Here is a 21,923-nt window from a genome sequence, read left to right as displayed (position 1 = left end):
CAGGATAACGCCTCAGCCGACGACGGTCGCGGTCGCGGCGAGGTGCCGGGTCAGCCAGCCGGTGGTGGCCGTACGGGCCGCCTCGGCGTTGGCCCACGCCAGGAAGTCGTGCCCCTCCCCGGCGAGCACCAGGTGCCCGTGCGGCACACCCCGGGCGGCGAGCGCCTGGGCGACCTGCGCCGACTCGCCCGCCGGCACGTTTGTGTCGTTGGCGCCGTGGATGAGCAGCACCGGCACGTCCAGCCGGTCGATGTGGGTCAGCGGGGAGAGGTCGCGCAGCAGGTCGGCGTCCCGGTGCGGGTCGCCGTACTTGCTGACGGCGGCGGCGGCGATCCACGGCTCGGTGCCGGCGTAGAACGTGTGGAAGTCGGAGATGCCGCACTCGGCGACCCCGGCGGCGAACAGGCCGGGGAAGTTCACCAGCACCGCGAGGACCAGGTAGCCGCCGTAGGAGCGGCCCAGGCAGCCGAGCTGGCCCAGGATCGCGACACCGCTGTCGAGCAGGTGCTCGGCGCACGCCGCCACGTCGGCGATGGCCCCGTAGCGGCCGGCGAGGTTGTCGGCGGCGACGAAGGTGCGACCGAAGCCGGACGAGCCGCGCACGTTGGGCGCGAACACCGCGACTCCCTGCGCGACGAGGGCCTGGAACAGCGGGTTGTAGCCGGGACGCTCCTGCGCCTCGGGGCCACCGTGCAGGCTGATCGCGGTCGGCCAGGGGCCCGGACCGGGCGGGCGGTAGAGCCAGCCGGACAGCGGCAACCCGTCGCGGGCGCGCAGGTCGACAAGCTGCGGCGCGACACCGCTGTCGCCCGTACGCGCGGCGCCGGTGTCGGGCCGCAGCGGGCGGGGCGTGCCGGTCGCCGGATCGACCAGCCAGACCTCCCGGGGCTGCACCGGCCCCTGCGCGGTGACGCAGAGCAGGTCGCCGCCGGCGGCGAAGACGGCGCCGTCGAGCACCTCCCCCGGGGCGGCGACGGCCCGCTGCACCCCACTGGCGAGGTCGAGCAGGCTCAGCTCGCTCCGCCCGCCGTAGGTGTTCCACAGCAGCGCGGCGCGCCGCCGGTCGGCGCTGAACGCCACGTGCTCCAGCTCGGCGTCCGGCCGCGCCGCGAGCCGCGCCGGGGCCAGCGCCTGTCGCGCGAGGTCGACGCGCACCAGCGCGGCCAGCTCCGAGAACGCGTCGGTACGCGCCAGCACGCTCGTCGCGTCGGGGCCGAACCAGCCCTGGTCGGTGCTGCCCCGCCCGGTGTCCGGGAACAGCCGCCGTCGAACGCCGGTGGCCACGTCGAGCAGTTCCAGCCAGCGGGCGTTGCGCGGGCCGCGGCGCAGTAGGGCGGCCCCGCCGTCCGGTGTGACGTCCAGGAGGGTGAGCAGGTCGTCCTCGGCGAGCACCCGTCGGTGCCCGGTGCCGGCGTCGACAAGCACGGCGGCACCCCGCTCGGCGGTCTCGGTGACCGCCATCAGCGCGCCGCCGGGCAGCCAACCCGACAGGGCGGCGCTGCGGCGGCCGAACCCGGCGACCTGGCGGCGCTGCGTGCCGTCCGGGCGCAGCACCCACAACTCGGTGCGGGGGGCGCCGCCGGGCGCGACGACGCAGGCCAGCCACTGCCCGTCCGGGGACCAGCTCACCGCCAGGACCGGTTCGTCGCCGCCGGGCAGCGCGACCGCCTCGGCGGCGTCGACGTCGCGGACCCACACGCCCGGCGTCCCGGCCCGGTCGGAGAGGTACGCCACCCGCCGCCCGTCCGGGGACGGCGCGGGCGCGAAGTCCTCGCCGGGGGGCAGGGTCACCGCCGGCCGGTGACGCACGGGTCGGACCCGGCGCGGCACCTCGATCCGTACGCTCATCTAAACCCCGATCCGCTGCAACCAGAGCTCCAGCAGCCCGAGCTGCCAGAGCGCGTTGGAGCCCAACGTGGTCCGCCGGGCGTTCGGCGCGTCCAGCAACTCCTCCAGGTAGTCCTTGCGGAACAGGCCGCGCTCGCGCGCCGGCCGCGCGGTCAGCGCGTCCCGGACGTCGTCGAGCAGCGGGCCGGACAGGTGCCGGATGGCGGGCACCGGGAAGTAGCCCTTCGGCCGGTCGATCACCTCGTCGGGCACGATGCCCCGGCTCGCGGCCTTCAGTACGCCCTTGCCACCCTGGGCCAGCTTGAGCGCCGGTGGGCAGGCGGCGGCCAGCTCGACGACCTCATGGTCGAGGAACGGCACCCGGGCCTCCAACCCCCACGCCATCGTCATGTTGTCGACCCGCTTGACCGGGTCGTCGACGAGCATCACGAGGCTGTCCTGGCGCAGCGCCGCGTCCAGCGCGGTGTCCGCGCCCGGCGCTCCGAAATGGTCTGTGACGAACTCCAGGCTGGCGTCGTGGTCGAGCATCCACTCCGGCGCCAGGTGCCCGGCGAGCGCGTCGTGCCGCCTGTCGAAGAACACCCGGGCGTACGCCTCGACGGCGTCCGCGCGGGCCGCGTTGGCCATCGGCGGGTACCAGTCGTAGCCGGCGAAGATCTCGTCGGCGCCCTGGCCGGACTGGACCACGGTGATCCGCTGCGAGACCTCCTCGGAGAGCAGGTGGAACGCCACGCAGTCGTGGCTGACCATCGGCTCGCTCATCGCCGCGATGGCCTCGTGCACGGCCGGCACGAACCGGGCCGCGCCGATGCGGATCTGGTGGTGGTCGGTGTCGTACTCGCGGGCCACCAGGTCGGAGTAGTGGAACTCGTCGCCGCTCTCCCCCGCCGCCGCCTCGAAGCCGATGCTGAACGTGGCCAGCCCGGTCTGGCCCTGCTCGGCCAGCAGGGCGACGATCAGGCTGGAGTCCAGGCCGCCGGAGAGCAGCACGCCGACCGGCACGTCGGCGACCATCCGACGGCGTACGGCGGTGCGCAGCGCCGCCATGATCCGTTCCTGCCACTCCTGGGCGGACATGGCCGGCGCGGCGGCGCGGGTGAACTCCGGCCGCCAGTAGACGGTGTCGGTGGCGCGGCCGTCGGCGGTGATGGTGCGCACGGTGGCGGGTGGGAGTTTGCGGACGCCGGCCAGGATGGTGCGCGGTGGCGGCACCACCGAGTGGAAGCTCATGTAGTGGTGCAGCGCCACCGGGTCGAGGTCGGTGTCGACGTCACCGGCGGCGAGCAGCGCCGGCAGGGTCGACGCGAAGCGGATCCGGCCCGGTGTCTCGGCCAGGTAGAGCGGCTTGATGCCGAGCCGGTCGCGCGCCAGCACCAGGGTGCGTGTGGCCAGCTCGACGAGCGCGAACGCGAACATCCCGTAGAACCGCTCGACGCAGGCCGTCCCCCACCTGTGGTACGCCTTGAGGATCACCTCGGTGTCCGAGGTGGACCGGAAGGTGTAGCCGGCGGCGGTCAGCTCGTCGCGCAGCTCCCGGTAGTTGTAGACGCAGCCGTTGAAGACCAGGGCGAGGCCCAGCTCGGGGTCGACCATCGGCTGGGCGCCGGTGTCGGACAGGTCGATGATGCGCAGCCGGCGGTGCACCAGCGCCGCGTTGCCGTGCTGCCAGCGCCCCTCGCCGTCCGGGCCCCGGGAGGACAGGACGGGGAGCATCCGCTCCAGGGCCGCCAGGTCCGGTGGCGCCCCGTCGAGGCGGAACTCGCCTCCGATACCGCACATGGCACGCACCTCTCATCGGCTCGGTCCGCTCGGGCCGCTGACCGGTCCAGGCTTGGCGGACCGGGTTGCGCCCCGATGTCATCCGGGTCAAGCGTGGGTTACGCCGGTGGCTGGTCGGCTCCGCCGAGCAGCCAGGTGTCCTTCGACCCACCGCCCCGCGACGAGTTGACGATCATGCTGCCGGCCGGCGCGACCCGGGTCAGCGCCACCGGCGCCACCTCGGCCGTCGCGCCGAGGAAGACGAAGGCCCGCAGGTCGACGTGGCGGGGAGCGAGCGCCGTACCGTCGAAGACCGGGTGCGTGGTGAGGGCGACCATCTCCTGGGCGATCCACCGGTGCGGCGCGGCGAGGATCTGCTCCCGGACGGCGTCCAGCTCCTCGGCCTCGGCGCGCGGGCCGATCACCACCCGGTCGCCGCCGTACCCGTCGACCGGCTTGAGCACCAGCTCGGCGAGCCGGCCCAGCACCTCGGCGCGCTGCTCGGGCAGCCCGCACAGGTACGTCGGCACGTCGCCGAGCAGCGCCTTCTCCCCCAGGTAGTACTCGATGAGCCGGGGCACGTACGCGTACAGCGCCTTGTCGTCGCCGACGCCGTTGCCCAGCGCGTTGGCCAACGTGAGCCGCCCGGCGTGCACCGCCGCGAGCAGCGGCCAGCCCAGCGGAACGCCGTCGGCGCCCGGGGCGTGCAGCAACGCCTCCTCGTCCATCCGCAGGTAGAGCACGTCGACCGGGCTGCGGCGGCCCTCCCGGACCAGGTGGACGCGGCCGTCCTGGACGAGCAGGTCGCTGCTCTCGGTCAGCGGCACGCCCATCTCGTCGGCGAGCAGCCGGTGCTCGAACCAGGCCGGGTCGCCCGGCCCGCTGCTGAGCACCACCACGGCGGGGTCGTCGGCGGCGGCGGGAGCGGCGGCGAGCAGCGCCCGGTGCAGCATCGCCGGTGTCTCGTCGGCGGGCAGCAGGTCGTCGGGCACCGGCAGCTCGGGCAGCACCGCCCGGGTGAGCCGGCGGTTCTGCACGGCGTACCCGATACCCGAGGGCACCCGCAGGTTGTCCTCCAGCACGTACCAGCCGCCGTCCGGGTCGCGGACGAGATCGGTTCCGGACACCTGGGCGCGCGTACCGCGCCGGCCCATCAGCGCCCCGGTCGGGCGCAGCCCCGGGGAGGACTCCACCACCCAGGCCGGCACGACCCCGTCGGCCACCACGGCCCGGTCGGCGTACACGTCGCGCAGGAACGCGTCGAGCGCGCGGGCGCGCTGCACCAGGCCGGTGCGCAGCGCCCGCCAGTCGTCGGCGGGCACGACCCGGGGCACCAGGTCGACCGGGAAGAGCCGGGTGCTGGCTTCGCCGGCCACGCTGAAGGTCACGCCCCGGGCGCGCTGCTCCTCGTCCCGGTCGTGCTCGCGTTGACGCAGGCCAGCGGCGCCGAGCGTGCGCAGGGCCGCGAGAAGCGGACGGTACGCGGGCTCCGGCCCGCCCGGCCCGAAGACCTCGTCACCGGCATCGGTGTACGTGGACAGCGCGGGCGGTGGCGGCGTACCGGGAAGGGGTGGGCGCACCCGGCCCCGGGTCTCGTCGAGCAGCAGGTCGACCACGTCGGCGAGCCGGCCACGCCGCTCGTACGCCCGCCGCTGCCGGGCGGCGGAGCTGCCGCGCTCCAGCGCGTACCGGGTCAGCTCGCGGACCTGCTCGGCGTCGCCTGTCGCCTCCAACTGCGGGCGCAGGTCGGTCACGAGACGGCGGACCGCCTCGGCGGCCGGCACCGGCCGGGCCGAGCGGGGCAGGTCGAGCAGGTCACCCTCCAGCCCGGAGCGGGCGGCCCGCCACACGGCGGCGCGCAGCACCGGCGGCCGGACGGCCGTGCGCTCGACCCCGGCGCGCAGGGCGGCGACCTCCCGCCGCACGAGCGCCCGGAACAGCCCGGTGAGCAGGACGATGGTCTCCACGTCGGCGTTCGCGTCGGTGATGCGCAGCTCCACGGTGGGCACGTGCGCCGACGGCCGGACATCGAAGTAGATCATGGCAGGGTCGGTGATGGTCTCCGAGGCGATCAGCTCGGCTACGAGGGCCTCGTGGTCGGCCGCGCTTGTCACCTCGCCCGGGTCACCGGCCGTCGGCCACCGCTGCCAGACCAGCGAGCGGACGCTGGCGTAGCCGCTGTCCTGGCCCATCCAGTACGGCGAGCTGGTGGACAGGGCGAGCAGCACCGGCAGCCACGGCTGGACGCGTCGCGTGACGGCCACCGCCAGGTCCCGGTCGGAGACCCCGACGTGCACCTGCGCACCGCAGATCAACTGCTCGCGGGCGAGCATCTGGTACTCGTCGAGCATCCGTCGGTAGCGCGAGGTGGGGGTGACACTCGGGTCGCCGTCGGCGCGCAGCGGCACCGTGCCGGCCGCCACGATGCCCAGCCCGGCCCGGTCGGCGACCTGGACCGCCGACCGGCGCAGCCGGGTCAGCTCGGCGCGGATCTCGTCCAGGGTGCGGCAGACCTCGGTGTTGGTCTCCACCACGCTGCGGTGCAGCTCGGCGGTGAACGACGTGGCCGGCAGCCGGTCGAGCAGCTCCCCGGCCCGGGGCACCAGCTCCCGGGTGTGCAGGTCGACGACGTGGAACTCCTCCTCCACGCCGATGGTGGCGAGGTCCGCCGGGTCGTCGTCGTGCACCGGCGCGGCAGGGGCGGGACGGGACGTGGGCACGGTCCGGCCGTTGCCGGACCGGCCCACCGGCCCGTCGAATGTCGCCGCGTTCGTGGTGTTGTCGGCCATGGTCACCCCGGTTCGCGTGTCGGTGGTCTCGACTGTCCGACGAGCGTTCCCAGGCTTGGTGCCGGGGGTGTTTCCGGCGCGTTAAGGTGACGCGCCGTTCTGCCGGGCTGATCCTCTTCGGACACCGGACCGTCGTCATCGCGGCCGACCGGGGCATGTCGCCGTGTGGTCACCCTGTGACGGTCAGCAGCGGAGATGCAACGTCCGAAACCGCGAAGCCCTTGCTGTGCATTGACTTTCGCCGCTGCACCACGTAGGTGTTGCAGAACGGCGTGACGCAGCGTTGCGGCATGAAATCGGGGAGTGTGCGAATGGCGGAGGATGTTGGATCGACCGTGCCGCGCCGGCAACTCGGCCGGCTGCTGCGGCAGTACCGCAACGAGGCCGGGGTGACGCTCGACGCCGCCGCCGAGGCACTGGAGTACAGCCGGCAGAAGATCTGGCGCATCGAGTGCGGCACCGGGTCCGTCCGGGTGCTCGACGTCAAGGCGATGTGCGAGCTGTACGGGGTTCCGCCGGAGATGACCGCCGCGATGCGCGGCCTGGCCGTCGAGACGAAGTCCAAGGGCTGGTGGCACGCGTACGGTGACGCGGTGCCGAGCTGGTTCGAGCTGTACGTCGGCCTGGAATCCGCCGCCTCCCGCCTGCGCGAGTACGGGGAGACTCTGATTCCCGGACTGCTCCAGGAGCGCAACTATGCCGTCGCGCTGTACCAGACGGGTAGCCGGATCAGCGCCCGGGACCGCGAACGGGCCGTCGAGGTCAGGCTGCAACGGCAGGCGTTGCTGAGGCGTCGTCTGCCGCAGCCTCCCCACCTGGAGACGGTGCTCTCGGAGGCCGTCCTTCGCCGGGTCGTCGCCAGTCACAGCGTGATGACCGCGCAGCTCACCCACCTGCTCGAGGTGTCCGAACTACCGAACGTGTCGGTGCGGGTGGTTCCGCTCGCCGCCGGGCCGCATCCGGGAGCGGTCGCCGGTTCCTTCGTCATCCTCGACTTCCCCGCGGACGACGGCGGCCGGGCGGTACCCGAGCCGTCGGTGGTCTACAGCGAATCGCTCACCGGAGCGCTGTACCTCGACAAGCCGGACGAGCTACGCGCCTACGAGGATGCCTGGCAGGGAGTAGTGAGGCTGGCGCTCACGGAGGCAGAATCGAGGGACATGATCAAGACCATCATCGGGGAGATGCGGCATGACTGATCTGAGCACCGCCATCTGGCGCACGAGCACCCGCAGCGGCGACAACGGCGGCAACTGCGTCGAGGTCGCCACCAATCTCTCCGGCGTGGTGCCCATCCGGGACTCGAAGGACCGGCGGGGTCCGGTGCTGCTCTTCCCACCGGCCGCCTGGACGGCGTTCGTCGCGTCGGTCGGCGTCGAGGGGCCCTCGGTTGGCTGACCCGCGGGCGCCGATCGGTGACCACGACGTCCGGATCGTGCCCGCGAACGAGGCGTCGTGGGAGGACCTCCAGACCGTCCTCGACACAGCCGACGCGAAACGGTGCCAGTGCCAGTGGTTCAAGGTCAGGGGCTGGCTGTGGCAGGCGTCCAACCAGGAGGAGCGGACCGCCGCGTTCCGCGAGCAGACCGGCTGTGGTGAGCCGGACGCCACGGACACCACTGGGCTTGTCGCGTACCTCGGCGACCAGCCGGTGGGGTGGGTCGCGGTCGAGCCGCGGACGGCGTACCCCAAGCTGCGCAACCAACGGGTGCCCTGGCTCGGCCGCGACGAGGAGAAGGACGACGATGGCGTCTGGGCGGTGACCTGCCTGGTGGTCCGCAAGGGCTACATCGGCCACCTGGAGTTGATCAAGGCACAGTGTCGATCGGCCGCTATGGCCTGCAAGCGGGTCAGCGCCGCCGCCAGCCCCAGCGACGCGGGGTGCTCCCACCCCTCTCCTTGGCCAGCATCTCGGCCGCGATCCGCAACTTCTGGGCGGGCACCTCGGCGGCCGGGCCCAGCGTCTCCACGAACCGGTTGCCCATCGCCAGCACCATGGCCGCCCGGTCGAGGTCGCCGATCAGGACCAGGCACTGCGCGTACACCCCATAGGTGTTGGCCATCTCCCAGAAGGTCAGCGGGCGCGCCAGGTCGAGCAGCCCCTGCCGCAGCTCGCAGGCCCGCGACGCCGCCAGCGCCGCCTCCTGGGCGCCGTCCGCCGACGACGGCCGGGTGAGGTGCCTGTGCAGCAGCGCCGTCGCCTGGTTGTGGTAGGCCGTACCCATCGCCTCCCGGGTGCGCGGCCCGGCGGACGGCGGATCGCCGGCCGAGGTCAGACCCACCGCCACCGCCCGGTCCAGCAGGTCCCGGCGGGTGGCGGGCTGACCGGCGGAGAACGCGATCTCGGCGAGATCCACAAGCGCGGTGACCAGTTCCGCGAGCGCGTCGTCCCGGGGCGCGGCGGTCACGTTCCCACCCTCGGCCGCCACCGCGTCGTACACCCGCTCGAAGATGGCGACCGCCTCGCCGCCGGGGGCCATCCCCTCGGCGGACCGACCACGCGCGGACAGCAGCATTCCGCGTCGCCACAGCGCCCGCGCCAACTGCTGGTGGTCGCGGCGGTCGGCCCGACCCGGGTCGCGCACCGCCTGCCGGTAGGCGTCGATCACCCGCACCCACAGGCGGTCGGCCTCCGCCCAGGCGTCCTGCCGCTGCGACAACTCGCGCGCCCGCTCGAACAGCCTTCCCCGCTCGTCCGGTCCCAATTCCCGCACCCCCTTCGCGCCGGCCACCTGCGACACCTCACCGCCGGCAGTCAAGGTTATCGATTCTAGGGGCGTCCACCGGGCATCCCCGGCAACGAGGGCGAATCGACGCCTACCGGCTGAGCGGCTCGGAGCAGAGAACATCGGGCTGGGGCATCGGTCGTAGCGTAGGGCGCATGCGAACCACCACGCTGGGCAGTGCGGGCCCCGAGGTCGGCATCATCGGTCTCGGGTGCATGGGCATGACCCACGGATACGACATCAGCGGCCCCCGCGACGACGACACCTCGATCTCGGTGATCCGGCAGGCCCTCGACCTGGGCGCCACCCTGATCGACACGGCCGACGTGTACGGGCCGTACACAAACGAGGAGCTGGTCGGCCGGGCGCTGGCCGACGGCCACCGGGAACGGGCCGTCCTGGCGACGAAGGTCGGGCTGGTGGCGACCTCCCCGGCCGGCGGCCCCGGCAACTCACCGAAGATCGGCAACAACGGGCGCCCCGAGCACATCCGCGCGGCGATCGACGCCAGCCTGCGCCGACTCGGCACCGACCACGTCGACCTCTACCAGTTGCACCGGGTCGACCCGGACGTGCCCGTCGAGGAGTCCTGGGGTGCGATGGCGGAGGTCGTGGCGGCGGGCAAGGCGCGGCAGATCGGCCTGTCCGAGGTGAGCGTGACCCAGATCGTCCGGGCCCAGGCGGTGCACCCGGTGGCGTCGGTGCAGTCCGAGCTGTCGCTGTGGACCCGCGACCCGCTGACCGAGGTGCTGCCGTACTGCGCCGAGCAGGGCATCGCCTTCCTGCCGTTCTCGCCGCTGGGTCGGGGGTTCCTCACCGGCCGGTTCACCTCGTTCGACGACCTGCCGGCCGACGACTTCCGCCGGGGCCTGCCGCGCTTCCAGCAGGACGCGTTGCGGGCCAACCTCGCCATCGTCGCGCGGGTCCGCGAGATCGCCGACCGGGCCGGGGTCAGCCCCGCGCAGGTAGCCCTCGCGTGGGTCGTCGCCCAGGGACGCCACGTCATCCCGATCCCCGGCACCAAGACCCCGAAGTACCTGGTGGACAACTGCGCGGCCGGCGACGTGCGGCTCAGCGCCGAGGACCTGGCCGACCTGGACGCGCTCCCCACGCCCGAGGGCGGTCGCTACTGAGTGCCCGGCGGCCCGGCACCGTCCGGCCGGGCCGCCACCGGCGTACCGAACACCACCCCGACACCCGGCGAGTACAGCACGCTGACCGGCGGCCCGACCGGTGCCGGCAACCCGGCGGCGGCGACCAGCTCGTCGTCCAGGTGCAGCACCTCGGCCCGGTGCAGGGGCCAGCGCGGATGCCAGTTCGGCAGGTGCAGCGTGCGCCCGTACCCCCGGGTGTGCAGCCCCCAGCGGGCGGTGACGAAATGCTCAAGGGGCGTTGGATCGTCGATCCGCTCCCCCACCCGCACCACCATCCGGCTCGTCGTACCCGCCGGGCCGGGCCAGCGACGCCGGCACCGGTAGGTGCGCAAATCGCCGTCGCGGTCCAACCGCATCGACGACCAGAGGTACGGCAGACGCAGCGTCACCCGCGCCACAAGCACCGGCACCAGGCGGGACGCGTCGAGTGAGCGGAACACGACCGCCCGGCGGCCGGTGTCGTCGACCGAGTAGAGCCGGACGTTTGTCTCTGCGAAGGTGCCGAAGTACGGGACGCCGGGGCCGCGACCGAGGCCCAGCCCGACCATCCGGAAGCCGATGAGCCCGACGTAGCTGACACCGTCCAGGGTGTCCGGACGGGTCCCCGCCGGCAGCAGCGGTGCGACGAGTGCCGGATCGACGGCCCAGTGCAGGAACGTGAGGTCCTCCCAGCGTTGACGCAGGACCGCCCAGGAGAACGCCTGTCGGGGCGAGCAATCGACCGGTTCGATGTGCACCGCCTCATCGTGCCTGGCTCAGGCGCGCGGGCCGACACCGACCGTGCCGAGGGTCGACGAAGTAGGGCAGCAGCCGCACCGGCCCATCGGACGGCGCAGTCACCCGTCGTAGGCTGGTACGCGTGGGTGGGCACCCGGAAAACGCCCGGAGCCCTGCATAAAGGGTGACCCGGGACGCGCGGGAGGACGTACACGTGACGCACGGTGACGCCGATCTGGTCCTGCTCGCGCAGGCCGGAGACGCGGGGGCGCTCGGTGTGCTGCTGGCCCGCCACGAGGCCGGGATGCGGGCCGTCGCGCTGAGCCTCCTCGGCTACGGGCCGGACGCCGAGGACGCGGTGCAGGACGCGATGGTGGTAGCGGTGCGGCGCATCGGTGAGGTCCGCGACCCCGCCGCGATCGGCCCGTGGCTGCGCACGATCGTGCGCAACAACGCCCGCATGACGCTGCGCGGTCCCCGGCCGGTTTCCGTCGCCGAGCCGGAATGGTTCACGCCGCCCTCCACCACCCCCAACCCCCGAGGAGGCGCTGGACCGGACCGTCCTGCGGGACTGGGTGTGGCACGCCGTCGGGCAGCTGTCCGAATCCGACCGGCTCGTCACCCTGCTGCGGTACTTCAGCGACGCCTCGTCGTACGAGGAGATCGCGGCCGTCTAGCAGCCGGCGGAGTTCACCGAGGCCGTGGCGGAGCTGCTGCGGCGCTGACCCCGTACGCCGCCGCCGAGGTCCGTTCGTCACAGCGGGCACGCCTCGGGAGGCGGCGGCGTTGCACGGTCATAGGCTTGGCACTTCGCTGCGCCGTGACGAAGGAGAGACCGCCGTGAGCCAGACCGAGCGGATGGATTCCGTCGACGAGTGGAACGTGGCCGAGGACGACGGCGTCCTGGACGCCTCCGACACTCTGGACGACGACCGGGTCGGCGACCCGCTCGACACCGGCATCGTGGCCGAGGACCACTGGACGGCGGCGAACCGGTTCGGCACCACCCCCGCCGAGGAGCGGGCCGGGGAGTCCCTGGAGCAGCACCTCGCCCAGGAGGAGCCGGACGTCGACCCGTACGCCGAGGGCGGCGACGACGAGGACGAGCTGACCCGACGGGGGTACGAGGCCGAGAGGCGCGCGGGTCGTCTCGTCGCCCACGACGAGGGTGTCCGCGAGGACGACGAGGCCGAGTCGGTGGCCTGGGACGTCGGGATCGACGCGGGCGCCGCCAGCGCCGAGGAAGCGGCGATCCACCTGGTCGACGACCCGAACGGGCCCGGCGACGGTCCGCTGCGCTGACCCCGAACCGCCGCGCCCAGCCCCGCACCGGGAGCTGAGCGCGGCGGGACGCTCAGTGCATGGCGATGGGCGTCTTGAGCTGCTCGACCTCCTGGTCGTCGAGCTGCGCCGGGGGACGCCGGCGCGGCAGCAGGGCGGCCGGGATGAACGTGAGCACGACCAGCGCGAACGCGACCCAGAACGTGTGGGCGAACGCCGTGGCGGCGAAGTTGAGCCCGCGTTCGATGAGCGACGGATCCACAGGCGTCTGCTGGAGCAGTTCCGGTCGCTGCTGGGCGGCGATGGCCAGCCCGGCCTCGGTGATCGGCTTGCCGCTCGGGTCCACCGCGCCGGGGATCGGCCGGGAGCCGTTCAGCTCGTTGGTGAGGATCACCGACATGACGGCGGCGCCGACCGACCCGCCGATCTGCTGGAGGATGTTGACAAGCGTCGAGCCGCGGGCCACCTCCTGGGCCTGCAAGGTCCGCAGCGCCGAGGTCATGATCGGCATCATGGTGCCGCCCATGCCCAGGCCCATCACGAACAGCGACCCACCGAGCAGCCAGTACGAGGTCTGCGGGTCGACCTGGGTGAAGCTGAAGAACCCGGCCACGATGAGGGCCAACGCGAACGGGACGGTACGCCCGATCGGCACCCGGTCGGCAAGCGTGCCGGCGATCGGCATGGTGATCATCGCGCCGATGCCCTGCGGGGCCATCAGCAGGCCGGCGGCCAACGTGGATTCGCCGCGCACCTGCAGGAAGTAGCTCGGGAACAGCAGGCCGGCGCCCATGAACGCGATGATGAACACGAACAGCGTCACCGACGCGATGGTGAGGTTGCGGTTGCGGAACAGCCGCAGGTCGAGCAGCGGGTGCCGGGGCTTGAACGAGTAGAGCACGAACGCCACCACCAGCGCGCCACCCACCAGCATCGGGGCCCACACCTTGGCCTCGGTGAAGGTGCCCGCCTCCGGCAGTGACGAGACGCCGTACAGGAACAGCGCGAGGCCCGGCGAGAGCATGAGCATGCCGACGAAGTCGAACGACTCGGACGGCTCGGGAGCGTCCTTCGGCAGCGCGAGCTGCGCGTAGATGAGCGCCACGACACCGATCGGCAGGTTGATCAGGAAGATCCAGTGCCAGCTCGCGGTGTCGATCAGCCAGCCGCCGAGGATCGGGCCGCCGATCGGCCCGAGCAGCATCGGGATGCCGAGGACGGCCATCAGCCGGCCGATCCGGTGCGGCCCGGCCGCGCGGGTCATGATGGTCATGCCCAGCGGCATGAGCATGCCGCCGCCGAGGCCCTGCAACACGCGGTAGCCGATCAGCTCGCCGATCGTGTCGGCGGTGGCGCAGAGCCCGGACCCGATGGTGAACAGCGCCAGCGCCACCATGTAGAGGCGTTTGGTGCCGAACCGGTCGGCCGCCCAACCGCTGAGCGGGATCACGGTGGCCAGGGCGAGGGTGTAGGCGGTCATCGTCCACGCGACGCGGGCGTAGGACGCGTCGAACTCGGTCTGGAACGTGGGCAGCGCGACGCTGACCACCGTCACGTCGAGGATCGACATGATCGCGCCGAGGACCACGACGCCGGCCACCTTGAGCACCGCGGCGTCGAGTTTGTCCGATGTCGCGACGGATTGCTGTGTCACAAACACTCCTGAAGTCGTATGAGCCGGCCTGTGGTGGGCGGTGGCGGCGATGCCGCGCCGACCAGGCGCGGGGCGCGTCGCACCGGGGCAACGACGCGCGGAGGCAGAGTAACCGCCAGTTGTGACGGTTCGCCGCCGGATTTCGTGACCACCCGCTCCCGCATCCGAACGGCCGTGCGATTACGACCAATCGTCGGTGTGTCGATCAGCCTGGGAGTCGCCCGAGGCCACCGGCGAAGAGTTGGCAGAGCAGTGCCCGTGTGGAGGCGCAACGTGGCCCCGGTTCGGGGGCCCACCCCCTGACGACACCCTTTGCTCTGCTTACCTCCATGCGACACTGCGGCACCCCGCCCGCCCTGGCGCACGGAGGTAAGCAGAGCAAAGGGCCCACAGCGAGAGGTTGGGGCCTGCGAGACCCACGCGGAGGGCGCAGAGCCGAAGGGCCCAGAGCCGGAGAGCGCAGAGCCGGAGAGCGCAGGCGAGGGGGGCTGCCAGCCCCGGCGCACGGTCCGGGGCGGTGACCCTCAGACGGTGACCACCGGCACGGCGGCCGTCAGCGCCCAGTCGTGCCCGATGTCCGCGGCCGCGCGGAGCAGCAGGGGCAGATGGTCGTCGACCAACGTGTCCAGGGAGGTCTCGGCCGCGTGCACGGTCACGTTGATCGCCGCGACGACCCGCCCGTCGCCGTCGCGCACGCCGGTGGCGACGGACCGGATCCCCGGGGCCAGGTCCTGGTCGGCGAGTGCCCAGCCCTTCGCCCGAACCTCCCGCAGCACCGCGTCGAGTTCGCCCGGCGAGGGCTGCCAGCGTGGCGTGATGCCGGAGCGCGTCGGCTCAGCGAGCACTGCGGCCAGAGCCTCCGGCGGCAGGGCCGCGAGCAGCACCTTGCCCATCGACGTCGCGGGAGCCGGGAAGCGGGTGCCGATGGTGACACCGAGCGTGACGATCTTCGGGACGGCCACCCGGGCGACGTAGACGATGTCGCTGCCGTCGAGCTGGGCCATCGAGGTCGACTCGTTGGTCTGCGCGACGAGCTTCTCCATGTGCGGGCGGGCCACGTCCCACATGTTCAGCGCGTTGACGTACGCCATCCCCAGCTCCAGGACGCGCGGGGTGAGGGCGTGGCCACGGCCGACCGCGCGGACGTAGCCCAGCGACTCGAGCGTGATGAGGATGCGTCGGACGGTGGGCCGGGCCAGGCCGGTGGCGGCGGCGATCTCACTGAGCGTCATCGACGGGCAGGCGGGACGGAAGGAGCGCAGGACGTCGAGGCCACGGGCGAGAGCCTCGATGAAGTCGGGCCCGGCGCCCCTTCCGTTGTCACTCATGTCCTAATGCTTCCATTGGGCCGAGCCGGCGTCCCACTCGGTGTACTGGTACGGGTTCTCCAGGATGGCGGTCTCCGGGACGTCCGGGTTCATGCCACGCTGCCACGCCTCCTCCCCCATCGCCTCGCGCAGGTGGTCGATGGTCGCCGCCACCCGGGCCCGCGCGGCGGCCAGGTCGACACCGACGAGGCGGCCGTCCCGCTTCACGACCCGGCCACCCACCAGCACGGTGTGCACGTCGCCGCGCTGGGCCTGGAAGACGACGTGACCGTGCGGGTTCAGGATCGGGAACATCACCGGAGAGGCGTCGTTCTTGATCAGCACCACGTCGGCCTGCCGGCCGGCGGTGAGGGCACCGACCGTGGAGTCCATGCCGAGGGCACGGGCGCCGCCTCGGGTGGCCCACTCGACGACCTGTTCGGCGCGCAGGTGACAGTGGGTGATGGTCTCCTGCTTGGCGTGCGCCTCCAGGTGCTCGCGGGAGCGGTCGGCGCCGAGCGTGCTCCGCATCGCCGAGAAGAGGTCACCGCTCCACCACACGCTGGTGTCCATCGACAGCGACACCGGAATGTCGTGGTGGCGCAACTGCCAGGTGGGCGGGTACCCCTGCCCGGCGCTCTGCTCGCTCTCGGTGGAGACGGAGACGGAGCCGCCGGTCGCGGCGATCCGGTTGTACGAGTCGTGGGTGAGCGTGGCCGCGTGCACGTACACGGTCGACGGGGTCATGAAGCCGCCCTCGTGCATGAGCCGGATGCCGTCGTCGTTGGTGGCGCCCCACACGCCGGCGTGCGTGGTCACCGCGGCGCCCAACTCCCGGGCCACCTCGAACGCGGCCCGCTCGGGGAACGCGGGGTCGCCGGTGACGTCGAACGCCATCTGGAAGCCGGCCAGCTTGCCGCCGTCGATCCGCCGGCGGTGGAAGTCGCGGAACTCCGGCGAGGTGGCCCACTCCCACGGCCCCTGCTGGATGTTGCCGTAGGCCAGCACGAACCGGCCCGGCACCGCTTCGAGGGCGTCGACGGCAGCGTCCGCGTGATCGGGCGTCTGCAGGCCGTGTGACCAGTCGACAGTGGTGGTCACGCCGGCGTCGATCGCCTCGATGGCACCGAGCAGGTTTCCCGCGTACACGTCCTCGGGGCTGAACAGCTTGCCGGATTCGAGGTAGTACCAGACGAAGTACTGCGTCAGCGTCCAGTCGGCGCCGTACCCGCGCATTGCGGTCTGCCACATGTGCCGGTGGGTGTCGACCATGCCCGGCATGAGAATGCCGTCGGTCGCGTCGATCTCCAGGGCGTCGTCGGGCGCGGTGAGACCGACGCCGACCTCCGCGATCCGGTCGCCGACGACCAGCACGTCGGCGCCGGGCAGCACCGTGTGGGCGTCGTCCATGGTGAGAACCAGGCCGTTGCGGAAGATCACCGGCCGGTCGGTTGCGCTCATCGCCACCCATTCCTCTCCGGGTACGAGGGATCCGGACTATTGTCCGCTGTGCGGCCAGCCCGAGTGGCGCAAGTGTGGTCCCGGTCACGATTCATGTCAAGAGGGTGGGTCGTCGCGATGAAGTGCCCGTTGACAGTGCCCGCGTGGTGTCGCAAGCTGGTTCGGCGGACAGGTGTCCGTAGAACGGGCGGAAACATGGTGCAGCAATCGACCGGGCCGCTGGCCGGCCTGCTCGTCGCGGACTTCTCCCGGATCCTCGCCGGGCCGTACGCGACGATGCTCCTGGCGGACCTGGGCGCACAGGTGATCAAAGTGGAGAGCCCGGGCGGCGACGACACCCGCACCTGGATGCCACCCACCCGCGACGGCGTCTCGACGTACTACCTCGGCATCAACCGCAACAAGCGGTCGGTCGCCCTGGACCTCAAACAGCCGGACGACCTGGCCGCCGCCCAGGAGCTGGCCCGCCGCGCCGACGTGCTGATCGAGAACTTCCGACCCGGCGGCCTCGCCCGGTTCGGCCTCGACTACGACACCGTCACCGCGAACAACGAGAAGATCGTGTACGCGAGCATCAGCGGCTTCGGCACCGGCGCCGGCCGGGACTTCCCCGGCTACGACCTGATGGTGCAGGCGATCTCCGGCCTGATGAGCCTCACCGGCGACCCGGACGGCTCGCCGTACCGGGCCGGGATCTCGGTCTTCGACGTGATGGCGGGGCTGCACGCGAGCATCGGCATCCTCGCCGCCCTGCACCATCGTGGAGAGACCGGACGCGGACAGCACGTCGAGGTCAACCTGCTCAGCTCGGCGCTGTCCGGCCTGGTCAACCACTCCAGTGGCTACGTCGCCGGCGGCACCGTCCCGTTCCGGATGGGCAACGCGCACCCCAGCCTCTTCCCGTACGAGCCACTGCCCACCGCCGACGGCGAGCTGATCGTCATCGCCGGCAACGACGGGCAGTTCCGCAAGCTCTGCCAGGTGCTCGACCTGCCCGGCCTGCCGGACGACAGGCGTTTCGGCCGCAACCAGGACCGCACCGCCAACCGGGAGGAGCTGCGGCCCCTGCTTGTCGAACGGCTCGCCAAGCGGACCAAGGACGAGTGGTTCCGGGACCTGCTCGCCGCCGGTGTCCCCTGCGCGCCGATCAACACCATCGACGGCGGCGTGGCCCTCGCCGAGGAGCTGGGGCTCGACCCGGTCGTCACCGTCGACGCCGTGCCCGGTGTCCGTAACCCGATCACCTTCTCCGACACCCCGGCCCGGTACGAGCTGCCGCCGCCCGGGCTCGACGAACACGGCGAGGAGATCCGCGCGTGGCTGAAGAGCTGAGCTTCCCCACCGGGATCGGCACCTCCGACCCCACCACCATCTCCCTGCTCGGGCAGGACCTGGCCGCCGACCTGATGGGCACTGTCGGCTTCGGCGAGCTGGCGTACTGGCTGGTCGCCGGCCGCCGACCCACCCCGGGTGAGGTACGGGTCTTCGAGGCGGTGCTGGTGGCGCTCGCCGACCACGGCTTCACCCCGACGGCCATCGCGGCCCGACTGACGTACCTGTCCGCGCCCGAGTCGTTGCAGGGCGCGCTCGCCGCCGGGCTGCTCGGCGGCGGCTCCCGCTTCCTCGGCGTCACCGAGGACTGTGGACGGTTCCTCGCCGACACGCTCGCGCAGGCCGGCGACGTGACCGACTACGACGCGCTGGCCCTCGACGCCGTCACCCGGGCGAAGCGGGAGCGCCGGCTGGTCCCCGGCCTCGGGCACCCCGTGCACAAGGACCAGGACCCGCGCACCCCCGTGCTGATCCGGATCGCCACCGAGGAGGGTCTGCACGGCCCGCACCTGCGCTTGTTCGAGGCGATCGGCCGCGTACACCCGCAGGTGCTCGGTCGTACCCTGCCGCTCAACGGCGCCGGGGTGTGCGGCGCGGCGCTCGCCGACCTCGGCCTCCCCGTCGAGATGCTGCGCGGCTTCGCCCTGCTGGCCCGCGCGGCGGGGCTGCTCGGGCACCTCGCCGAGGAGCGACGTCGGCCGCTCGGCATGGACATCTACCGCACCGTGGACCGCAACGCCGTCTACGAACCCTGACTCCCCCTCTTCCGCCCCCGAAAGGAGTGGGAATGGCCTCCATCGTCGCGGTCATCGCCTCCACCCACCACCCCTTCTACTACCGGGCCAGCACCGCGACCGGCGAGGACCGGCCACCGTTCGCCGACGAGTGGACCCGCAAGATCCTGGCCTTCCGGGAGACGTTGACCCGGGCCCGACCCGACGTGCTGGTGATGGTCGGCTCCGACCACTTCCACCAGCTCTGGTTGGACAACATGCCGCAGTTCCTGGTCGGCAAGGCGCCCTTCTACGACGCCAACTGGTACAACGAGGAACGCGAGTTCGGGCTGCCGCGGATGCTGCTCACCGGCCAGGAGGACCTGTCCGCGCACATCCTGCGGGCGGGCCTGGACTCCGGTTTCGACCTGGCGTTCAGCAACGAGCTGCGCATCGACCACAGCATCACCTGCCCGATCATCACGCTGCGGCCCGAGGCCGACCTGCCGATCGTGCCGATCTACACGAACATCTTCGCTCCGCCGCTGCCGCAGCCGAAGCGCTTCGTCCAGCTCGGTGCGGCCATCCGGGAGATAGTCGAGTCCTGGCCGTCGCACCTGCGGGTGGCCGTCATCGGCACCGGTCACCTCTCGCTCGAGCTGGGCGGCCCCCGGCAGTTCGGCCCGCACGGCCCGGACCCGGAGTTCGACAGGCGGGCCGTCGAGTGGATCGCCAACGGGGACCTCGACGGGTGCCTGCGCGAGGTCACCCTGGACAGCCTGCACTCGCCCGGCAACGCCACCCACGGCTTCATGGACTTCATGCTGATGATGGGTGTGGCCGGCGCGGGCGTGAAGGCCGACTACGTCGACACCCTCGACCTGTTCCACACCATGGAGGCGTACTTCACCTGGTACCCGAACGGAGCAGCGGCGTGAGCAAGTACCTGCTGAACAAGTTCCTGTTCATGGTCGACCGGGACCCCGAGCTGGTCGAGCGCTACCGCAGCGAGCCGCGCGAGCTGGTCGCCTGGTGGGAGGCCGAGTGCGCCAACACGGTGCTGAACTGCCACACCGGCGAGGCGAGCACCTGGCTGCGCTTCGACGACGCGGAGCGGGAGGCGTTGGCCAACCACGACCACGTGAAGCTCTTCGAGTTGGGGGCGCACCCGTTCCTCACCCTGACCCTCTTCATCGCCCTCTTCGAGCGGGACAACACCGAGCCGCTGGAGTACCAGAAGTCGTACGGCGCGCGGCTGGCCCACATCTCGATGCCCTACCCGGACATCGCGACGTGATCCGCGCGGCCCTGCTCACCACCTGCGGCGCCCCACCGACGGTCGTCGAGCGGCCAGCCCCCGAGCTGGCCGACGGCGAACTGACGGTCACCGTCGAGGCCGTGCCGATCACCCCGCTGGACGTGCTCTGTGCCAGCGGCACCAGCTACTTCGGCACGCCGGCCACCCCGTACGTGCCGGGTGTGCAGGGCGTCGGCCGTCTCGTCGACGGCACGCCCGTCTGGTTCGGCACGTCGGCCGGGATGCGGTCCGGGGTGGACGGCAGCATGGCGACAACTGTCGCGGTGCCCGCCGCCGACGTGGTGACGCTGCCGACCGGCGTACCGCTGACCCTGCTCGCGGCCCTGGGCCTCTCCGCCGTCGCCGCGCACGCCGCCCTGACGTACGCCGGTGGCCTGGCGGCCGGCGACCAGGTCGTCGTGCTCGGCGCCGGTGGTGTGGTCGGCCAGGCGGCCATCCAGCTGGCCCTGCTCGGCGGGGCCCGCCGGGTCGTCGCGGTGGCCCGCTCGGCGGCGGCGCGGTCCCGTGCCGAGGAGCTCGGCGCGGCGGTCGCGATCCCGCTGCTCCCCGGCGACGACGTCGCGTCGATGGCCGAGCGGCTGCGGGACGGCGCCGACGGCCCGGTCGACCTCGTCCTCGATCCGGTGTTCGGTGTGCCGGCCGCGGCGGCGCTGCGGGTGCTGCGCCCCGGTGGCCGCCTGGTCAACCTGGGCAGCGCGGCCGGCGCGACCGCGCCGATCGAGTCGGCCGTGCTGCGCGGCGGGTCGCTGCGCATGGTCGGCTACACCAACAACGGCCTGTCGACCGACGATCGGGCGGCGTCGCTGGCGCTGGTGGCCGGGCACGCCGCGGCCGGCCGGCTCACCGTCGACCACGAGATCGTGCCGTTCGACTCGGTCGCCGACGCCTGGGAACGCCAGGACTCCGGCACCGCCGGCGGCCGTATCGTCCTCGCGCTCTGAGCCTCGACCGGATGCACGACACCCCCGCCCAACTTCACCGCCGTGCCCGGCTCGGAGAGCGACGAGAAGCTGCGGCTGCTCGCGGTCATCGGCGGTCGGCGCCTCTGAACCCGGGGGCCGCCGGGTAGCGGGCCGGGCTGACGCCCAAAAAGCGCCGGAAGTGCCGGCTCAGGTGCGCCTGGTCGAAGAACCCGGCGGCTGTGGCGGCCTCGGCGGGGCGCTGACCCGCGAGGAGCAGGCGACGCGCCAGCTCGACCCGGCGACCGGTCAGGTACGAGTGCGGTGGCAGCCCGTGTGCGCGTGTGAAGGCCCGGACCAGGTGGGTCGGGTGGGCGTGCAGCAGCTCGGCGGCCTCGCGCAGTGTGACGCCGTCGACGGTCCGGGCGTCCAGCAGCTCACGTAGCCGGTCGGCGAGGCCGGGCACCCCCGGCGCGGTGCTGACCGGCGCCCGTCCGCAGAGTTGCGCGCGCAGCCGGTCCAGGATGAGCGCGAGTCGGCTCTCGGCCTCGAACTCCTCACCCGGCGTGGCGAGCACGTGGTGCAGGTGGTGGATCCGGTCCCGCAGACGCGGATCGGCCAGGTCCGGTTCGTCCACCGCCCGGCCGACCAGGTCGGGGGCGAGGGCCGAGGTGTCGAGGTACAGGACCCGTTTGCGAAAGCCGCTCGCCGTGGCGGAGCGGCCGTCGTGCGGCACGTACGGCGGCAGCAGGGTGACCGACGTGCGCAGCGCGCCGTGCCGGTGCCGGTCGAGGTCGAAGCGGACCGCGCCGTCGTCGACGATCAGCAGCGTCCACACGTCGTGGACGTGCCGTGGGTACGCGTGGTCCACGAAATGGGCGTGGAAGACCTCGGCGACCCCGGCGACGGCGGGTCGCCACGCGCTGACCTGCGAGCCGGCCGGGCGGGTGGCCACGCTAAGAACGT

General features: G+C 72.6%; 18 protein-coding genes and 1 pseudogene. 10 read left to right on the top strand and 9 right to left on the bottom strand.

Annotated elements, in window-relative coordinates; translation table 11 throughout:
* Positions 1-12: 12 nt before the first annotated feature.
* The 3 genes from FHG89_RS07790 to FHG89_RS07780 form a co-directional block, all read right to left on the bottom strand.
* Positions 13-1,848 carry a S9 family peptidase gene (locus FHG89_RS07790; RefSeq protein ID WP_139583685.1) on the bottom strand — a complete coding sequence of 612 codons (1,836 nt, stop codon included), beginning with the start codon at positions 1,846-1,848 and terminating at the stop codon, positions 13-15.
* Positions 1,849-3,627, bottom strand: coding sequence for an N-acetylglutaminylglutamine amidotransferase (locus FHG89_RS07785; RefSeq protein WP_139583684.1), 1,779 nt, complete (start codon positions 3,625-3,627; stop codon positions 1,849-1,851).
* Positions 3,628-3,725: 98 nt separating this feature from the next.
* The gene (locus FHG89_RS07780) at positions 3,726-6,395 is read right to left on the bottom strand and encodes a carboxylate--amine ligase/circularly permuted type 2 ATP-grasp protein (RefSeq protein ID WP_208760895.1); all 2,670 of its coding nucleotides are present in this window, start codon (positions 6,393-6,395) and stop codon (positions 3,726-3,728) included.
* 311 nt (positions 6,396-6,706) lie between these two features.
* On the opposite strand from FHG89_RS07780, the gene FHG89_RS07775 reads away from it, so the two are divergent.
* The gene (locus FHG89_RS07775; protein ID WP_139583683.1) at positions 6,707-7,594 is read left to right on the top strand and encodes a helix-turn-helix domain-containing protein; all 888 of its coding nucleotides are present in this window, start codon (positions 6,707-6,709) and stop codon (positions 7,592-7,594) included.
* Positions 7,587-7,793 (top strand): DUF397 domain-containing protein, encoded by a 207-nt coding sequence (locus tag FHG89_RS07770; protein ID WP_139583682.1) that lies wholly within the window; start codon positions 7,587-7,589, stop codon positions 7,791-7,793. Before FHG89_RS07775 ends, FHG89_RS07770 begins: the two co-directional genes overlap by 8 nt.
* 452 nt (positions 7,794-8,245) lie before the next feature.
* Here the strand turns inward: FHG89_RS07770 and FHG89_RS07760 are convergent, their stop codons facing one another.
* On the bottom strand, positions 8,246-9,154 hold the full coding sequence (locus FHG89_RS07760; protein WP_139583681.1) for a hypothetical protein: 909 nt from the start codon (positions 9,152-9,154) through the stop codon (positions 8,246-8,248).
* Positions 9,155-9,276: 122 nt separating this feature from the next.
* Here FHG89_RS07760 and FHG89_RS07755 point away from each other — a divergent pair, with 122 nt between their 5' ends.
* Positions 9,277-10,254 (top strand): aldo/keto reductase, encoded by a 978-nt coding sequence (locus FHG89_RS07755; RefSeq protein WP_139583680.1) that lies wholly within the window; start codon positions 9,277-9,279, stop codon positions 10,252-10,254.
* Here the strand turns inward: FHG89_RS07755 and FHG89_RS07750 are convergent.
* The gene (locus FHG89_RS07750; RefSeq protein WP_139583679.1) at positions 10,248-11,012 is read right to left on the bottom strand and encodes a YqjF family protein; all 765 of its coding nucleotides are present in this window, start codon (positions 11,010-11,012) and stop codon (positions 10,248-10,250) included. The two genes, FHG89_RS07755 and FHG89_RS07750, sit on opposite strands and share 7 nt — an antisense overlap.
* 284 nt (positions 11,013-11,296) lie before the next feature.
* On the opposite strand from FHG89_RS07750, the pseudogene FHG89_RS34415 reads away from it, so the two are divergent.
* Both FHG89_RS34415 and FHG89_RS07740 read left to right on the top strand, forming a co-directional pair.
* Positions 11,297-11,404: pseudogene (locus FHG89_RS34415) on the top strand (sigma factor); the annotation flags it as partial.
* A gap of 428 nt (positions 11,405-11,832) precedes the next feature.
* On the top strand, positions 11,833-12,294 hold the full coding sequence (locus FHG89_RS07740; protein ID WP_139583678.1) for a DUF5709 domain-containing protein: 462 nt from the start codon (positions 11,833-11,835) through the stop codon (positions 12,292-12,294).
* 52 nt (positions 12,295-12,346) lie between these two features.
* On the opposite strand, the gene FHG89_RS07735 is transcribed toward FHG89_RS07740, so the two are convergent.
* The 3 genes from FHG89_RS07735 to FHG89_RS07725 all read right to left on the bottom strand — a co-directional run bounded on the left by FHG89_RS07735 (position 12,347) and on the right by FHG89_RS07725 (position 16,695).
* Positions 12,347-13,927, bottom strand: a complete 1,581-nt coding sequence (locus FHG89_RS07735) for a DHA2 family efflux MFS transporter permease subunit (RefSeq protein WP_139583677.1) — start codon at positions 13,925-13,927, stop codon at positions 12,347-12,349.
* 524 nt (positions 13,928-14,451) lie between these two features.
* Positions 14,452-15,255 (bottom strand): IclR family transcriptional regulator domain-containing protein, encoded by an 804-nt coding sequence (locus tag FHG89_RS07730; protein WP_139583676.1) that lies wholly within the window; start codon positions 15,253-15,255, stop codon positions 14,452-14,454.
* A 3-nt stretch (positions 15,256-15,258) separates the two neighbouring features.
* Positions 15,259-16,695: an amidohydrolase family protein gene (locus tag FHG89_RS07725; protein ID WP_139583675.1), complete on the bottom strand. Its 1,437-nt coding sequence runs from the start codon at positions 16,693-16,695 to the stop codon at positions 15,259-15,261.
* A gap of 195 nt (positions 16,696-16,890) precedes the next feature.
* Here FHG89_RS07725 and FHG89_RS07720 point away from each other — a divergent pair, with 195 nt between their 5' ends.
* From FHG89_RS07720 to FHG89_RS07700, 5 genes are read left to right on the top strand one after another with little or no spacing between them, the layout of a single operon-like run.
* Positions 16,891-18,027, top strand: a complete 1,137-nt coding sequence (locus FHG89_RS07720; RefSeq protein WP_139583674.1) for a CaiB/BaiF CoA transferase family protein — start codon at positions 16,891-16,893, stop codon at positions 18,025-18,027.
* Positions 18,012-18,782, top strand: a complete 771-nt coding sequence (locus FHG89_RS07715) for a citryl-CoA lyase (RefSeq protein ID WP_139583673.1) — start codon at positions 18,012-18,014, stop codon at positions 18,780-18,782. The genes FHG89_RS07720 and FHG89_RS07715 overlap by 16 nt, the downstream gene beginning before the upstream one ends.
* 32 nt (positions 18,783-18,814) lie before the next feature.
* Positions 18,815-19,678 carry a DODA-type extradiol aromatic ring-opening family dioxygenase gene (locus FHG89_RS07710; RefSeq protein WP_139583672.1) on the top strand — a complete coding sequence of 288 codons (864 nt, stop codon included), beginning with the start codon at positions 18,815-18,817 and terminating at the stop codon, positions 19,676-19,678.
* Positions 19,675-20,037, top strand: coding sequence for a hypothetical protein (locus tag FHG89_RS07705; protein ID WP_139583671.1), 363 nt, complete (start codon positions 19,675-19,677; stop codon positions 20,035-20,037). Before FHG89_RS07710 ends, FHG89_RS07705 begins: the two co-directional genes overlap by 4 nt.
* Positions 20,034-20,999 carry a quinone oxidoreductase family protein gene (locus FHG89_RS07700; RefSeq protein ID WP_139583670.1) on the top strand — a complete coding sequence of 322 codons (966 nt, stop codon included), beginning with the start codon at positions 20,034-20,036 and terminating at the stop codon, positions 20,997-20,999. The genes FHG89_RS07705 and FHG89_RS07700 overlap by 4 nt, the downstream gene beginning before the upstream one ends.
* Positions 21,000-21,084: 85 nt before the next feature.
* Here the strand turns inward: FHG89_RS07700 and FHG89_RS07695 are convergent, their stop codons facing one another.
* Positions 21,085-21,912, bottom strand: coding sequence for a helix-turn-helix transcriptional regulator (locus FHG89_RS07695; protein ID WP_208760893.1), 828 nt, complete (start codon positions 21,910-21,912; stop codon positions 21,085-21,087).
* Positions 21,913-21,923 lie beyond the last annotated feature (11 nt).

It is taken from the genome of Micromonospora orduensis, assembly GCF_006228125.1.
GTDB lineage: Bacteria > Actinomycetota > Actinomycetes > Mycobacteriales > Micromonosporaceae > Micromonospora > Micromonospora orduensis.
This window is presented reverse-complemented; position numbering and strand designations above follow the sequence as displayed.

Excerpts from the sequence above, each read along its gene's own strand:
- FHG89_RS07790 (WP_139583685.1), bottom strand. The coding sequence starts at position 1,848 with ATGAGCGTACGGATCGAGGTGCCGCGCCGGGTCCGACCCGTGCGTCAC.
- FHG89_RS07785 (WP_139583684.1), bottom strand. The coding sequence starts at position 3,627 with ATGTGCGGTATCGGAGGCGAGTTCCGCCTCGACGGGGCGCCACCGGAC.
- FHG89_RS07780 (WP_208760895.1), bottom strand. The coding sequence starts at position 6,395 with ATGGCCGACAACACCACGAACGCGGCGACATTCGACGGGCCGGTGGGC.
- FHG89_RS07775 (WP_139583683.1), top strand. The coding sequence starts at position 6,707 with ATGGCGGAGGATGTTGGATCGACCGTGCCGCGCCGGCAACTCGGCCGG.
- FHG89_RS07770 (WP_139583682.1), top strand. The coding sequence starts at position 7,587 with ATGACTGATCTGAGCACCGCCATCTGGCGCACGAGCACCCGCAGCGGC.
- FHG89_RS07755 (WP_139583680.1), top strand. The coding sequence starts at position 9,277 with ATGCGAACCACCACGCTGGGCAGTGCGGGCCCCGAGGTCGGCATCATC.
- FHG89_RS07730 (WP_139583676.1), bottom strand. The coding sequence starts at position 15,255 with ATGAGTGACAACGGAAGGGGCGCCGGGCCCGACTTCATCGAGGCTCTC.
- FHG89_RS07725 (WP_139583675.1), bottom strand. The coding sequence starts at position 16,695 with ATGAGCGCAACCGACCGGCCGGTGATCTTCCGCAACGGCCTGGTTCTC.
- FHG89_RS07720 (WP_139583674.1), top strand. The coding sequence starts at position 16,891 with ATGGTGCAGCAATCGACCGGGCCGCTGGCCGGCCTGCTCGTCGCGGAC.
- FHG89_RS07710 (WP_139583672.1), top strand. The coding sequence starts at position 18,815 with ATGGCCTCCATCGTCGCGGTCATCGCCTCCACCCACCACCCCTTCTAC.